This window comes from Paracoccus sigandri, from assembly GCF_003709565.1.
In the GTDB taxonomy this organism is placed as follows: domain Bacteria; phylum Pseudomonadota; class Alphaproteobacteria; order Rhodobacterales; family Rhodobacteraceae; genus Paracoccus; species Paracoccus siganidrum.
The window spans coordinates 117183-130583 of sequence record NZ_QNRC01000009.1; the positions used below are offsets into that span (position 1 = coordinate 117183).

Below are 13401 nucleotides of genomic sequence, written 5' to 3' on the forward strand. Positions count from 1 at the left end.
TGCTTAATGGAAATGCAGTAACGATCAGCCTGACGATGCCCCTGAACCGGACGCCTTCGACCTTTCTGGCGCTTTTGTCGTCACTCCGGCTGCGCCGCGCGCAGGCGCTGCTCTATTACCTGCTGGCCGATTCCGACCGCGTCCACCGGGTCGAGAAGGTCGTGGACCTGTTCTGGCAGGACTCCGACGGCCAGCGCGCGGCGGCATCATATCGGCAGGTGGTGCGCCATATCCGCCGCGCCACCGGCGATGCCGGCGGGGTCGCGCTGGATACCGGCGGCGGGCAGATCGCGCTGCGGCTGGCCGAGCCCTTCAGCCTGTCTGATTATTTCCTTGCCGGCCTTTCCGCCAATCCCTGGGACGCGGCTGCGGCCGAGCGGATCCGGGAAATCGTCGGCTTCACCCTCCGGCTTCAGGGCATCAGCAGCTCTTTCGACAGCTGGCTGGCGATCACCCGCTCGACGCTGTTGTCGGTGGTGCGCCGGGCGCTGGACCGGCGGCTGGCCGTCGCGGGCGAGGACGCGGCGGGCGAGACCCGGCTGGCAGCGGAATTCGCGCTGGAGCTGGAGCCCGCCAACGAGGTCGCCGTCCGCTATCTGATGTCGCAGGACTGGCAGGCCGGGCACGCCACCCGCGCCATCGAGCGCTACAACACGCTCTATGCCCATCTGGCCGAGGAATTCGACCAGGAGCCCGAGGCCGAGACGATCGAATTGCTGGCCGCGATCAAGCTGGACCCGGTGGCACCGCCCCGGCGGCAGGCCGCGACCGACCGGCGGCCGCAGATCAGCCTTGCGGTCGCGCTGCTGCCCGCCCAGACCGGGGACCGCGAGCTGGCCAGCTTTCACACGGTGCTGTTCGCGGACCTGCGGATGCGCATGGGGCGGTTCCGCGAATGGCGCGTGATCGAGGCCGAGGGCCCGGAACGGCCCAAGGCGCGCATCACCCTGCGGCCGGTCCTGGCCCAGGGCCTGCACCGGCTGTTCGTCGAGGTGCAGCGCGGAGAGGATGGCGATCTGCTGTGGTCAGAGGTGATCGACCAGCCCGAGGCGGATTGGGAGGCGAAGGTCCGGGTGCTGCTGGCCAATATCGCCAATGCGCTGTCGATCGTGGTCTCGGACCGCTCGCTGACCGATTTCGGTGCGGCGATCTATGACCGCTGGCTGAAGGCGCAGGCGCTCCTGGATGCCTGGTCGCCCGAGACCGAGGGCGAGGCGCTGGCCATGCTGCGCGAGATCACCGAGGAATCGCCGCGCTTCGGCCCCGCCCATGCGGAACTGGCCGGGGCGCTGAATGTGCGCCACGTCCTGCTGCCCGGCACCCGGCAGACCGAGGACGTCAAGCAGGACGCGCTGCATCACGCGATCATCGCCGTCTCGACCGATCCGATGGACACCCGCGCCCACCGGGTCCTGGGCTGGTGCTATTGCCACAAGGGGGAATTCGGGCTGGCGGGGTTCCATTTCGACCAGGCGCTGAACCTCAACCGCAGCAGCCCGCTGACGCTGGCCTCCTGCGCGCTGGGTTTCGCCTTCGCGGGCGAAGAGGCCCGCACCGCCGAGCTGGTGGCCGAGGCGCGGCGGCATTCGGCCGTGGTCGAGCCGTTCCACCTGATCTACCTGGCCGCCGCCGACTATCTGCTGGGCGACTACGAAAGCGCGGCCGAACAATGCGGGCGCGGCGCCGGGCTGATGCCGACGGTCGGCGGCTGGCACAGCGCGGCGCTGTGGCAGCTGGGCCGCCGGGACGAGGCCGCGCGGCGCCTGGCCGCCTATCTGGACGAGATCCGGGCCGAATGGTGCGGCCCGCCCGCGCCCTGCGACGGCGACATCCTGGACTGGTTCACCTCGATCTTTCCGCTGCGCGACGAGCAGATCCGCCTGGACCTGCGCGCCACGCTGGAAGGGATCGCCCGCGCCGCGACGCCGCGCCGCGCCGGCTAGCGGCACATGTTCGTCGCATAGATCCCGACCGAGCGGTGGAAGGCGCGCATCGGGCTGGTCATGATCTCGTTCTTGACGTCGTCGGCGGGCAGCCCGCCGCCATCCTTGAAGACCGAGCGTTCGGCCACGGCCTCTGCCATATGCGTCTCCAGAGCGGCCTGCAGTTCCGGGGTCCACTTGTCCGGCGGCGCCTTTCCGGCGAATTCGCGCACCATCGCGAGGATCTCGGATTTCAGGCTGGCCAGCATCAGCGACTTGTCCAGCTCGTAGGACAGCGGCGGGCGAAAGCCCTCGGCCTTGCCCTGCCGTTCCAGCATCTCCTGGGTGATCTCCAGCGTCTTGTCCGAAGGCACGACCAGGATGCGGCTGTTGCGGTCCGGGCCGCAGGCATCCCGGCTGCGGCTCTCGAACTCGATGCGGACGGTGGTCCGCTCCAGGATCGCGGCGCGTTCGGCATCGCTCAGACCCGCGCTGCCGTCCAGCGCCGAGAAATCCTGTACCATCAGCGCCGCCCTGACCTGCTCTTGCGCGCGGTCCAGTTCCTGCCTGGACAGCTGCGCCTTGCCGCGGATCGACAGCTCGACCATCAGCCGGCCGATGAATTCCACGTTCAGCGGGATCGCCCCCGGCGCCGGCTGATCGGCGATCGTGCCATCGGGCAGCAGCCAGCGCTCGGTCTGGTCGACCTCGGCGCCCACGATCACATAATGCTTTTCGTCACTCATCTCACACTCCCTCTCGAACAAGATTGATCAGCTCCAGCATCGTTGCCGGCACCGGCAGCGCGCGCGCCGCCTCGGGTTCGGGCGCAAGCCGCACGCGGCGCATGGATTCGGTGATCGAGCGGCGCAGAAGCGCGCTGCCCAGGGGGCCGAAACCGCCGGCCTGGCCATGCAGCTGCGCCTCGACCATCAGCGCCTGGAACAGCGGCCCCCATTCGATCACCGGACCGGTCAGGCGGACCGGCGCGTCGGGATAGCGGGCGGCGAAGTCGCGGGCCATGGCCTCGGGGCGCAGCTGCCGGGGCCAGTCGTCGGGCAGCCTTGCCAGCGCGGCGCGCAGTTCGTCATTGCCCAGGCGCAGCGGCTTGGCCTGGATTTCCGTCTGATCGTCCATCTGGATCACGGCGGCGGCGCTGACCGGCGCGCGCAGTTCCGGCGCGACGCTGGCCGACAGCCCGCTTATCGGCCCGCCCGGCCTCTGGCCGAAGAACAGCGGCCAGTCGACATGCCAGTCGGTCTCGGCCTCGCTGGGGCCGAAGCCGGTCTTCAGCAGGGCCGACAGATTGTGCAGCCCCGAGCGGCCCAGCTGATAGGCGGCCAGCGGCATGGCGTGGAAGGCGCGGAACAGCCCCTGCAGCAGCGTCGCCTCGTCCAGGTGCCATTCGTCGGCCAGCGCCTCTTCGGGCAGGGCGGCGATCCGGGGATGCAGGAAGCGCGGCAGCACGTCGGTGCGGATGATGCCGTGCCAGACCCGCACCGCATGGCCGCGCGTGGCGACATAGGCGGCGAAGGGCGGCATTCCGCCCGCCATCAGCCGGCGCGCGCAGAGATTGTGGAACTGCATCCAGGCGACGGCCAGCTCGTGCAGCATCAGCGTGTCGCGGTTGCGTTCGTCGTAAAGCGCGCGGAACGGCACCGGGTCCGGGTCGCGCCCGGCGCCGCGGCCATAGACCCGCGCCAGCCGCGCCCCCGGCGTCAGGCGGAACAGCATCGTCCCCGGATCGTAGAGATGCGACAGCATCATCGGGCCGGGGCCATAGACCGTCTCCAGCGTCAGCGGATTGTCGATCAGGTTGTAGTGATGTTCCCCCAGCAGCGCCGCCGCGCCGGTCGCATTGCCGCGCGTCACATGCGGCACGCTGTCCTGCGTCACGCTGCTGCCGATGTCATGGCCCATCAGCTGGCCCAGATAGGTATAGCCCGCCGGCACATGCGAAACCTCGGCCAGGCAGGCGCGGCGCCAGGCGGGTGTCGTGCGCAGCAGGATCTCGGGCATCTGCCGCGCCCCTTCGACGCGGATGTCCGCGGCCGACGGCTGCACGGCGGCGTTCCCGCCCGCATCCGCGCCATTGACGGCGACGGGCAGGGCCGTGTCGATCGGGCCGGGGCTGCAACCGAAACGACAGACGGGGGCGAAGCGTCGGGTGGCGGTCGTCTGTGGCATTGCATCCTCCATCTTGTTGCGGCCCTAGAGAAAGGGCAGGCCATGCGCCGCGTCCTCTGCGGGCGCCGGCAGGTCGGGACGGCACAGCCAGACGGCAAGCGGGCCGTCGGCGGGGGTAATGGCGTGAAGCGAAAGCCCGGTCCCGAACCATTCGCGCGGCGCGGGCAGCGCGGCGGGCTGGACCGGCGTCACCGGCGGGCTGGCCGGCAGAAGCTGCGGCCCGCGCCGCGCATAGGCCAGGATGCGGTCCTGCACATGCTGCAGTTCCGCCTCGCGCCCGGTGCGCCGCGCCGCCATCAGCTCCATCAGGTTCATCTCCATCAGGAACAGCTCGCGCAGCGCCTTGCGCGCGGCGCGCAGCGGATCGGGATCGGCGCCGAAGCCCAGGACCGGGTCCTGCCCCTCGGGGCTCATGCTGCGGCAGATCATCACCGTGGGCCCGGCGCTGCCCGCGATCCGCCACCAGCCCGTGCGCCGCCTCAGCGCCGCCCCCCAGCGCGCCGTCTCCAGGTGCGAGCCAAGCCCCTGCCCCGCCAGCCAGCGTTCCGACAGCGGCTGCGCCTCGGCCAGCCCGTGCCACCAGCGCAGCACCGCAAATCGTTCATAGGCCTCCAGCAGCGCGGCCTGGCGGGCGCGGTCGGCATCGGGATGGGCGGCGATCCCGTCGCGCCGGGCCGCGAAATCATTCGCCCCCACATGCGCGCGCGCGGCCAGCGCGTGAAGCTCGGCGGTCTCGCCCAGGCAGCGCAGGAAGGCCGCCTCGCGCGTGCGGCCGGCGCCGCTGGCGGTGCGGCCGTCCAGCGTCAGGGCCTGCAGGATGTGGATGCTGGGGGTAAAAAAGCTTTCGCGCCAATCATATCGTTGCCAATAGCCAACCAACTCGTTCGGCTTGCGCTGCAATTCGGTCATTGTCGTTCTCACGTCGCGGGGCATTTTCTGCTCATGTCAGCGATGTTCGAAACCGAACGTGATCTTTTCGTGATACACGCCCCTTGCGGTGAACCAAGCGGTTTCTTGCCTGACCCGCGAAATAGCCCCCGCCCCTCCGATATGTATGCACAATCAAGCCGTTGCGGCGCGCCCGGCCCGGCGAAAATCTTCACGATCTGCAACTCCGCGGGGCCATTTCCTGTCGCGGTCCGGTTGCAGCCGGGGCCGGAATTCTCCATACAGGGCGGGTTGCCGCTGTAAGAATGTGTAGGAAGTATGGATCTGGAACGCGCCCGCATCGCGATCATCGGGCTGGGCTATGTCGGCCTGCCGCTGGCGGTAGAATTCGGAAAACAATATCAGACCGTTGGCTTCGACGTCTCGCGCAAGCGCGTGGACGAGCTGCGCCGGGGCGAGGACCGCACCGGCGAGGTCGAGGACCTGGGCGTCGCCCCGCATCTGCGCTACAGTTCGGATCTGGACGACATCCGCGACTGCAACGTCTATGTCATCGCCGTCCCGACGCCGATCGACGACAATCGCAAGCCGGACCTGACGCCGCTCGTCTCGGCCTCGGAAACGGTCGGGCAGGTCATCGCGAAGGGCGATATCGTCATCTATGAATCGACCGTCTATCCCGGCGCGACCGAGGACGACTGCATCCCGGTGGTCGAGGCGCGCTCGGGCCTGCGCTTCAACCGCGACTTCTTCGCCGGATACAGCCCCGAGCGGATCAATCCCGGCGACAAGGCCCGGCCGATCACCAATATCGTCAAGGTCACATCCGGCTCGACCCCCAAGATCGCGGATTTCGTCGACGCCCTCTACGGCTCGATCATCCCGGCGGGCACCTTCAAGGCCAGCTCGATCCGCGTGGCCGAGGCCGCGAAGGTGATCGAGAACACCCAGCGCGACGTCAACATCGCGCTGATCAACGAGCTGTCGATGGTCTTCGCGCGGCTGGGCATCGACACCTCGGACGTGATCGACGCGGCCTCGACCAAGTGGAACTTCATGCGCCTGAAACCGGGGCTGGTCGGCGGCCATTGTATCGGCGTCGATCCCTATTACCTGCTGCACCGCTCCGAGAAGGCCGGGCATATTCCCGACATCATCCGCCTGTCGCGCGAGATCAATGACGGGATGCCGCGCGAGGTGGCGCGGCGGCTGGTCAGGGCGATGATCGACAGGGACCTGCCGGTCAAGGATGCCCGCGTGATGATCCTGGGCGCGACCTTCAAGGAAAACTGCCCCGACGTGCGCAATACCAAGGTGGTCAACCTGATCTCGGCCCTGCGGGAATGGGGGATCGAGGCCATGGTGGACGATCCCCATGCCGATCCCGAGGAACTGGCCCAGGAATATGGCGTGACGCTGTCGCCGGCCAGCGAAGCGGCCTATGATGCACTGGTCCTTGCCGTGCCGCATGACGACTATGTCCGGCAGGGGGCGGATCGGCTGCGGCGTTTCCTGCGGCCGGGCGGGGTCTTCTTCGACATGAAGGCGGCATTCGCGAAATCGGCCAGCGACCTGCGGCTCTAGTCATCGGCGCGAGGGGAGGCGGCCATGGCGGCGATCGACAAGACGGAACGGCTGCGCAAGGCGCTGCTGGCATCGGGCCTGTTCGATGCCGGCTGGTATGCCGCCGCCTATCCCGACGTGGCGCTGACCGGGATGGACCCGCTGGAGCATTTCCTGCGCATCGGGCTGCTGACCCATCGCGATCCGGGCCCCGATTTCAGCGAGACCTTCTTTCGCATCGCCGCGCCCGGCATCGGCAATTCGGGCGGATCGGCGCTGATCCACCGGCTGGAGCACGGCCCGCTGCCGGTCCAGGCAAGCCGGGTGATGATGGCGGCCATGGCGCTGGCCCGGACCGGCCGCGACGGTGACGCGATGCGCCTTGCCCGCGCCCATCTGGGACCCGAGGCGGACCGGCCGCTGCAGCTGTTCCAGGCGAACAAGGCCGTCGCCGCGGGCGGCTGGAACGCGTGGCTGGCGCATCTGAACGCCTACCTGGCCCCCTACCGGATCGCACCCGTCGCGCTGCGGGACGGCGGCTCGCTGCTGCACCGGCTGACCACCGCGCCCCTGCCCGCCGTCACCGGCGGCCCGAAGGTCAGCATCATCATGCCCGCCCATGACGCGGCCGCGACGGTCGGGGCCGCGGCGGGCTCGATCCTGCGCCAGACCTGGACCAACCTGGAGCTGCTGATCGTCGACGACGCCAGCAGCGACGGCACCTGGCGGGTGCTTGAGGGGCTGGCCGCCGCCGATCCGCGGGTCAGGATCCGCCGCAATCCGCGCAATGTCGGCCCCTACGTGTCCAAGAACCTCGCCCTGCGCGAAGCCAGCGGCGACTGGATCACCGGCCATGACGCCGACGACTGGGCCCATCCGCAGCGGATCGAGAACCACGTCGCGGCCGTGCTGCAGACGCAGGGCGCGATCCGGGCCGGGACGAATTTCATGCTGCGCGTCGCCTCCTCGGGCCGGTTCGGCAACGTGATCGGCACCAGCCCGCATCATTCTCCCGACGGGATCCGCAGGCGGGCCTTCATCTCGTGCCTGTTTCATCGTCAGACGATGGACAGGCAGCTGGGCTTCTGGGATTCGGTGCGCTTCGGCGCGGATGGAGAGATGCTGAACCGCGTGCAGCGGGTGCTGGGCCCGGCCTATCGGGATTTCGACCTCTTCGCGATGCTCTGCCTGGACCTGACCGGCAGCCTGACCAACGACGCGGAGCACGGGCTGAACACCGCAAGCGGGGTCTCCGAGACCCGCCGCAGCTACAACGCCGCCTATGAGGTCTGGCACGCAAGCGCCGATCCGGCAACGCTGAGGCTGGACTTCCCGCCCGCGGCGCGGCCCTTTCCGGTCCCGGAGGCCGTGACCGTCCCGGCCGCCGACATCGCCGCCTGCGAGGCGGACGAAACGGCGCGCCGCCAGCCATCCGCGGCCGGCTAGCATATCGGGGGAGCAGAGAATGGCAGACAAGACTTCCACCGCGATCGACTGGATCTTCTCCAGCCGCCAGTTCGATCCCGCATGGTATCGGGACGCCTTCCCCGACGTCGCCGCGCTGAAGATGGACCCGGCGCTGCATTACCGCCGCTATGGCAGCCGCATGGGCCGCGCGCCCAACGCCGCGCTGGCCGCCGACCCGGAACAGCTGCAGGCGCTGATGCTGCCGCCCCCGGCGAAGGGGCGCGAGCTGCTGAGGGCGCACGAGATCGCCCTCTCGGGCGCCCATGACCGCGCCATCCACTACGCCCGCCGGCATCTTCCGCCCGACCTGGCCCATACGCTGAGCGTCCTGCAGGCGAACCGCGCCCTGGCCCAGGGCGACATGGAGGGCTGGCTGGCGCATGTGAACGGTTATCTGCGTCACTTCGGGGTCGCGACGCTGCGGCTGGGCGAAGGCCCCCTGCTGATGGACCGGCTGATGACAGATCCGGCGCCGCAGACCGCCGACGGCCCGCTGATCTCGGTCATCATGTCAGCATGGAACGCCGAAAAGACCATCGGCTATGCAATACGCTCCGTTCTGATGCAGACTTGGCGCAACCTTGAACTGCTGATCGTGGATGATGTCAGCACTGACAGCACATGGGAGATTATCCAGAAATTTGCCGATAGCGATAGCCGCATCCGCACATTTCGCAACTCGGTAAATGTCGGGCCATATGTATCGAGAAACGTCGCAGTTTCACAGGCAAGGGGCGAGTGGATCACCGGCCACGACGCCGATGACTGGGCGCACCCGGAACGGCTCACGCGGCAGATGAAATTCTGCGCCGAGCAGAAAACGCCTGTCTCCATGTCGGGAATGGTGCGCATGGCCGAGAACGGCCAGTTCGTTCGCCTGAACAAGACCGGGGGATTCGTCCATGACGGCGCATGTCGGAGCGCCTTCATCTCGATGCTGATAGAGGCAACTTATTTTCACGATCTCCTGGGCTTCTGGGATCCGGTGCGCGTAGGCGCTGATTCCGAGCTTTTGGGCCGGATCGAGCATTTGCGACGCAAACCCGTGCCTGCACTTCCGACATTGACGATGTTCTGCCTCGACAACCCGGAGGGCCTGACGAACCATCCGACATTAGGCTATTCTGAAACGGTCGGTGTATCGCCGCACGCCCGGGCCTATATTGATGCCTTCAGGACGTATCACAAAGGGATGGACAGGTTCACAAGCCGGATACCCAGCAGAAGCGCACCTATAAGGTATTCGGTGCCGCCCGAAATGGTAAATGCACCGGGGGTGACAGATCTACTCTTCAAGACGTATCAGGAGAGCAATGTTCCAGCCGAGATGGACATTACCGCCGAAGTCTCGATTGCCACTCACCTGCCCTTCACAGGGGGAAGCTCTTCATCAACCCTGGACGAACTTGCATTCCTGGATCAGCATATAAGATCTATTTCCCTGATCAACTGCCCTGTCGACAATGAATTGGGATTCCCGATCTACAACCGATTCACTCCGTGGAAAGATAGAATCACCAACTGGTCACGTCTGGGACATCTCAAAACCAAGGTGTTCATCTGTCGTCATCCAAGGGTGATTGTATCCCATGCCTTCCGTCATATTGCTCCCAGGATCAGGGCCGAAGATACATTCATCGTGGTGAACAACTCACATTTGCGCGCTACCGGCGAACCTGTCTATGACCGCGGCATGTTGATCTCGATGGCAAAGCAACTGAATACCGGCAGTCTCACCTTTTGCCCGATCAGTCCTGCAATTCGCGCCGAGCTTGAGGAATACCGCCTGCAATCTGGCGACAATTTCATTCTATCCGAAACGGACTGGACGCCGACATTCGACCTTTCTCTCTATCGGCACGATCCCAGGGCGCGGATGGCGCCACCCTATCGCATCGGGCGACACAGCCGCGACGGCGCGGAAAAATGGCACGAGGATCCCGAAAGCCTGCGACAGATCTTTCCGGCAAGCGACGATTTCCGCATTTCCATCCTTGGCGGTGCCGCGCGGGCGCGCGACATCCTGGGGGGTCTGCCCGGCAACTGGACGGTCCATGAATTCGGTTCGCTTGAGCCTTATGATTACCTGCGCGATCTGGATGCCTTCGTCTATTTCCCGAACACGGGCCTTGTGGAAGGTTTCGGCCGCACCATCGCCGAGGCCATGCTGGCGGCCGTTCCGGTCATCCTGCCGCGCAGTTTCGAGCCGACCTTCGGCCCCCTGCCGATCTATGCCGCACCCGAACAGGTGGCGCAGATCGTGCGGACCCTTGCCCAGGACGATGCCGCGCGGATCGCCTATCTGGCCGAGGTGCAGGAGGTGGCGATACAGCGATTTTCAAGCAGCGCCATCGCCCGGCGTCTGGCTGCAACGGCCCTGGACATCGGGCCGGGCCCGCAAGGCAATGGCAGGCTTGCGCTGTCGGCGGATGCGCTCGGCTTCAAACGCCGCATCGAAGAGGCGGCAGCAGCATGAGCGAAAGGCGTCGCGTAACCATCCATATCGGCCAGACCAAGGCCGGCAGCACCTCGTTCCAGAATTACATGGACAGCCAGCGCAAGGCGCTGATGATCGAGGGCACGCTTTTCCCGCAGTCGCCTCTGGGCCGCCAGAACCCTTATGACCGGGACCGGACACCGGGTCATATCGAACTGCTGCGCAAACTCGCCAGCGGCGACCTCGCCGAATTCGAACGGGAGCTGGCCGACCACCCGCGCGCGCATGTCGTCCTCAGCATCGAGAACCTGTTCGTCGACCAGCCCGATGCCGCGCTCGCCCGCCTGGGCGACTATTTCCGCAACTGGGATGTCCGGATCCTCGCCGTGCTGCGGCCGCAGCTGGACTGGCTGCGCTCGCGCCATGTCGAGAACGTGCTGAGCGGGTTTCACAGCTCGACCGACGGTTTCGCGACCCATGTCCGCGCGGCGATGGACAGCGGCGCGCTGGATTACCGCGGGCGGCTGGCGCATCTCGGCGCGCTGCTGGGCGCGCGGCAGGTCCGGGCGATCCGATTTCAAGACGATGCGCGCCCGCTGGTGCCGCGCTTCCTGGAGGCGCTCGGCCTGCCGCTGACCGATCCCGGACTGGCGCAGCAGATCCACGCGAACCGGCGCGAGAAGGCGCCGGTCCTGATCGAGGCGAAGCGGCGGCTGAACAGTCTGACCGGCGCGCTTCGGCTGACCGAGCGGCTGGAGCTGGAACACCGGCTGCGCCAGGCGGCAGCGCGGATCAACGGCGGCGAAGGTGAGTCGCTGCCGGAGGTCCCGCTGAGCGCGGAAGAGCTGGAGCTGCTGCAGGCCGGCAACGACGCCCTGCTGGCCGAGGGCATCCTGGATGCGCCGCTGGACCTGGGCCAGCCGGGGGAACCGGCGCGGCCGCCTGAGCCCCGGACGCGCGAGGCGACCGACAGCCTGTTCGCCGAGGGGCTGACCCTGGCCACCCGCATCGCCCGGCGGGCGGGGGATCCGGCGCGTTTCGCGGGCTCGGCGCTGGGGCTGTCGCGGGAACAGATCGCGGCCATTCGCGAGGCGGTCGCGCGCCATCCGGTGTCGCTGCACCTCGATGCGCCGGAAAGCGCGACGCTGGCCGCCTGCAGCGAGGGGCGGCTGGTCGCCCTGCTGCTGCCGCAGCGCCGCGAGGCCTGGCCCGCCATGGCGCGCCTCGACCGGCTGGAAACCGCCTCGCCGCTGATCGCGGTTGCGCCCGATGCGAGCTGCGCCGATGATCCGGCGCTGTGCCTGGCGCGGTATCACCTGCCCTCTCCGGGGCTGATCGTCGCGGGGGCGGGAACCGGGGCCGGGATGCTGCGCGCCATCCTGGGCGGGATGGCGGCGGAAAGGGTGATCCTGCTGGGGGATGCGCGCCGCCATCTGCCGGAGCTGCCCACGGACGGCTGGCGGGGCCGGCCCCTGGGTGATGCGATGCTGCTGTCGCGCCGCCATGGCGCGGGCCATGCAGTTCCGGCGATGGCCGGCGGCGGCGTGGCGAGGCGCGGAAACGATCTGGAGGTCAGGTTTCGATGACGAGGATGCAATTGTCGCCGGCGGGGGAAGGCCTGCCCGACCGCCGCGAGGATCTTCTGTCTCCGGCGGCGGTCGAGACGCTGTTCTGGCAGCCGCGCTTCATCGCCGATCCCGCGCTGATGCTGCATGTGCCGCTGCTGTTCTGGCTGGCCGAGGCGGCCCGGCCCGCGCGGCTGGCGGTCCTGGGCGCGGGCGAGGGCGCGGCGCTGTTCGCGCTGTGCCAGGCGCTGGACAAGCTGAACATCGCCGGGCGCTGCGAGGGCATCGGCTTCTGGACGGATGCCCGGACCGGCGCGCCGCTGGCCAGTCCGCCCGGCGCCATCCGCGACCATGCGCGCCAGCTCTATGCCGATCTGGCCCAGGTCCGGGCGGCGGCGGATGCCGGCGCGGCGCTTGACGGCTTCCGCGACGGCAGCCTGGACCTGCTGCTGGTCGACCTGTGCCGGCTGCCGGCGGGGGCCGCGCCCGATCTTGCCGAATGGCGGCGGGTGGTGAAGCGCGACGGGTTGCTGGTCCTGCACGGGATCGCGCAATCCGGCGCCGCCGGGACGGGCCGGCTGATCGACCAGGGGCCGCGGCTGGAATTCCCCGACGGCGCCGGGCTGGCGCTGCTGCCGCAAGGCGAGGACCTTCCGCCCCGGCTGCGGGCGCTGATGCGTGCCGCCCCGGATGGCGTCGTCGCGGGCGAGATCGGCCTGGTCTTCCGCCGGCTGGGTCAGGGCCTGGAGGCGATGGCGCGGCAGGTGGCGGATGCGGCGCGGGCCGATGCCGGCCAGAAGGCGCTGGCGGCGGCCCAGAAAGGCCAGGCCGAGGCCGAAAAGGCGCTGGCCGAGCTGCGCGATGCCTATGACAGCCACAGCCGCAGGCTGGGCGAATTGCAGGCCGAGTTGTTCTCGCTGCGCCACGAGACCGACCAGCTGCACGAGGATCTTGCCGCGCTGACCTGGCAACTGGAGGAAAGCCGCAGCAACGAGAAGGCGCAGCGCGAACGGGCCGAGACCGAGCGCGCGACCCGCTTCAGGGAGACCGCCGCGCTGACGGACTATCTGGAAGAGCTGCGCGACGGCGGCCCCGCGCTGGAGGAGCTGCGCGCGCAGCTGAAGCGCAGCGAGGAACGAAACGGCGGATTGCAGGCCGAACTGGGCGCGGCGCGGCAGGAGCTGGAGTCGCTGCGGGCGGAAAACAGGCGGCTGTCCGACTATACGGCGGAACTGCTGAACAGCACCTCGTGGCGGATCACCGCACCGATGCGCAAGGTCAAGGATACGTTCCGCGGCTGATCCCGGATGGCCGGTCAGGCGTGCCCGCATTGACTTGCCCCGGCTCATGCGCGCAATTGCGCGAAAGGTAA

At 68.2% G+C, this 13401-nt stretch carries 9 protein-coding genes; 6 read left to right on the forward strand and 3 right to left on the reverse strand.

Annotated features, from left to right (window positions below; translation table 11 throughout):
• Positions 1-35 precede the first annotated feature (35 nt).
• A complete protein-coding gene (locus C9E82_RS10570) occupies positions 36-1943 on the forward strand; it encodes a BTAD domain-containing putative transcriptional regulator (RefSeq protein ID WP_119897002.1) in 1908 nt (635 codons plus the stop codon).
• On the opposite strand, the gene C9E82_RS10575 is transcribed toward C9E82_RS10570, so the two are convergent.
• From C9E82_RS10575 to C9E82_RS10585, 3 genes are read right to left on the reverse strand one after another with little or no spacing between them, the layout of a single operon-like run.
• Positions 1940-2668: a hypothetical protein gene (locus C9E82_RS10575; RefSeq protein WP_119897001.1), complete on the reverse strand. Its 729-nt coding sequence runs from the start codon at positions 2666-2668 to the stop codon at positions 1940-1942. The genes C9E82_RS10570 and C9E82_RS10575 overlap by 4 nt on opposite strands.
• A 1-nt stretch (position 2669) precedes the next feature.
• Positions 2670-4109 (reverse strand): peroxidase family protein, encoded by a 1440-nt coding sequence (locus C9E82_RS10580; protein WP_119897000.1) that lies wholly within the window; start codon positions 4107-4109, stop codon positions 2670-2672.
• A gap of 24 nt (positions 4110-4133) precedes the next feature.
• Positions 4134-5018, reverse strand: coding sequence for a YcaO-like family protein (locus C9E82_RS10585; protein ID WP_170162003.1), 885 nt, complete (start codon positions 5016-5018; stop codon positions 4134-4136).
• 297 nt (positions 5019-5315) lie between these two features.
• On the opposite strand from C9E82_RS10585, the gene C9E82_RS10590 reads away from it, so the two are divergent.
• From C9E82_RS10590 to C9E82_RS10610, 5 genes are read left to right on the forward strand one after another with little or no spacing between them, the layout of a single operon-like run.
• A complete protein-coding gene (locus tag C9E82_RS10590; RefSeq protein WP_119896998.1) occupies positions 5316-6581 on the forward strand; it encodes a nucleotide sugar dehydrogenase in 1266 nt (421 codons plus the stop codon).
• Between the two features lie 24 nt (positions 6582-6605).
• The gene (locus tag C9E82_RS10595) at positions 6606-8006 is read left to right on the forward strand and encodes a glycosyltransferase family 2 protein (RefSeq protein WP_119896997.1); all 1401 of its coding nucleotides are present in this window, start codon (positions 6606-6608) and stop codon (positions 8004-8006) included.
• A 19-nt stretch (positions 8007-8025) separates the two neighbouring features.
• Entirely contained in the window at positions 8026-10503 is a 2478-nt protein-coding gene (locus tag C9E82_RS10600) for a glycosyltransferase (protein ID WP_119896996.1), read from the forward strand.
• On the forward strand, positions 10500-12050 hold the full coding sequence (locus tag C9E82_RS10605; RefSeq protein WP_119896995.1) for a hypothetical protein: 1551 nt from the start codon (positions 10500-10502) through the stop codon (positions 12048-12050). Before C9E82_RS10600 ends, C9E82_RS10605 begins: the two co-directional genes overlap by 4 nt.
• 5 nt (positions 12051-12055) lie before the next feature.
• Positions 12056-13330: a class I SAM-dependent methyltransferase gene (locus tag C9E82_RS10610; RefSeq protein WP_170162002.1), complete on the forward strand. Its 1275-nt coding sequence runs from the start codon at positions 12056-12058 to the stop codon at positions 13328-13330.
• Positions 13331-13401 lie beyond the last annotated feature (71 nt).

Coding starts and splice junctions, on each gene's coding strand:
- C9E82_RS10610 (WP_170162002.1), top strand. CDS start 12,056: ATGCAATTGTCGCCGGCGGGGGAAGGCCTGCCCGACCGCCGCGAGGAT.
- C9E82_RS10570 (WP_119897002.1), top strand. CDS start 36: ATGCCCCTGAACCGGACGCCTTCGACCTTTCTGGCGCTTTTGTCGTCA.
- C9E82_RS10580 (WP_119897000.1), bottom strand. CDS start 4,109: ATGCCACAGACGACCGCCACCCGACGCTTCGCCCCCGTCTGTCGTTTC.
- C9E82_RS10600 (WP_119896996.1), top strand. CDS start 8,026: ATGGCAGACAAGACTTCCACCGCGATCGACTGGATCTTCTCCAGCCGC.
- C9E82_RS10590 (WP_119896998.1), top strand. CDS start 5,316: ATGGATCTGGAACGCGCCCGCATCGCGATCATCGGGCTGGGCTATGTC.
- C9E82_RS10605 (WP_119896995.1), top strand. CDS start 10,500: ATGAGCGAAAGGCGTCGCGTAACCATCCATATCGGCCAGACCAAGGCC.
- C9E82_RS10575 (WP_119897001.1), bottom strand. CDS start 2,668: ATGAGTGACGAAAAGCATTATGTGATCGTGGGCGCCGAGGTCGACCAG.
- C9E82_RS10595 (WP_119896997.1), top strand. CDS start 6,606: ATGGCGGCGATCGACAAGACGGAACGGCTGCGCAAGGCGCTGCTGGCA.
- C9E82_RS10585 (WP_170162003.1), bottom strand. CDS start 5,018: ATGACCGAATTGCAGCGCAAGCCGAACGAGTTGGTTGGCTATTGGCAA.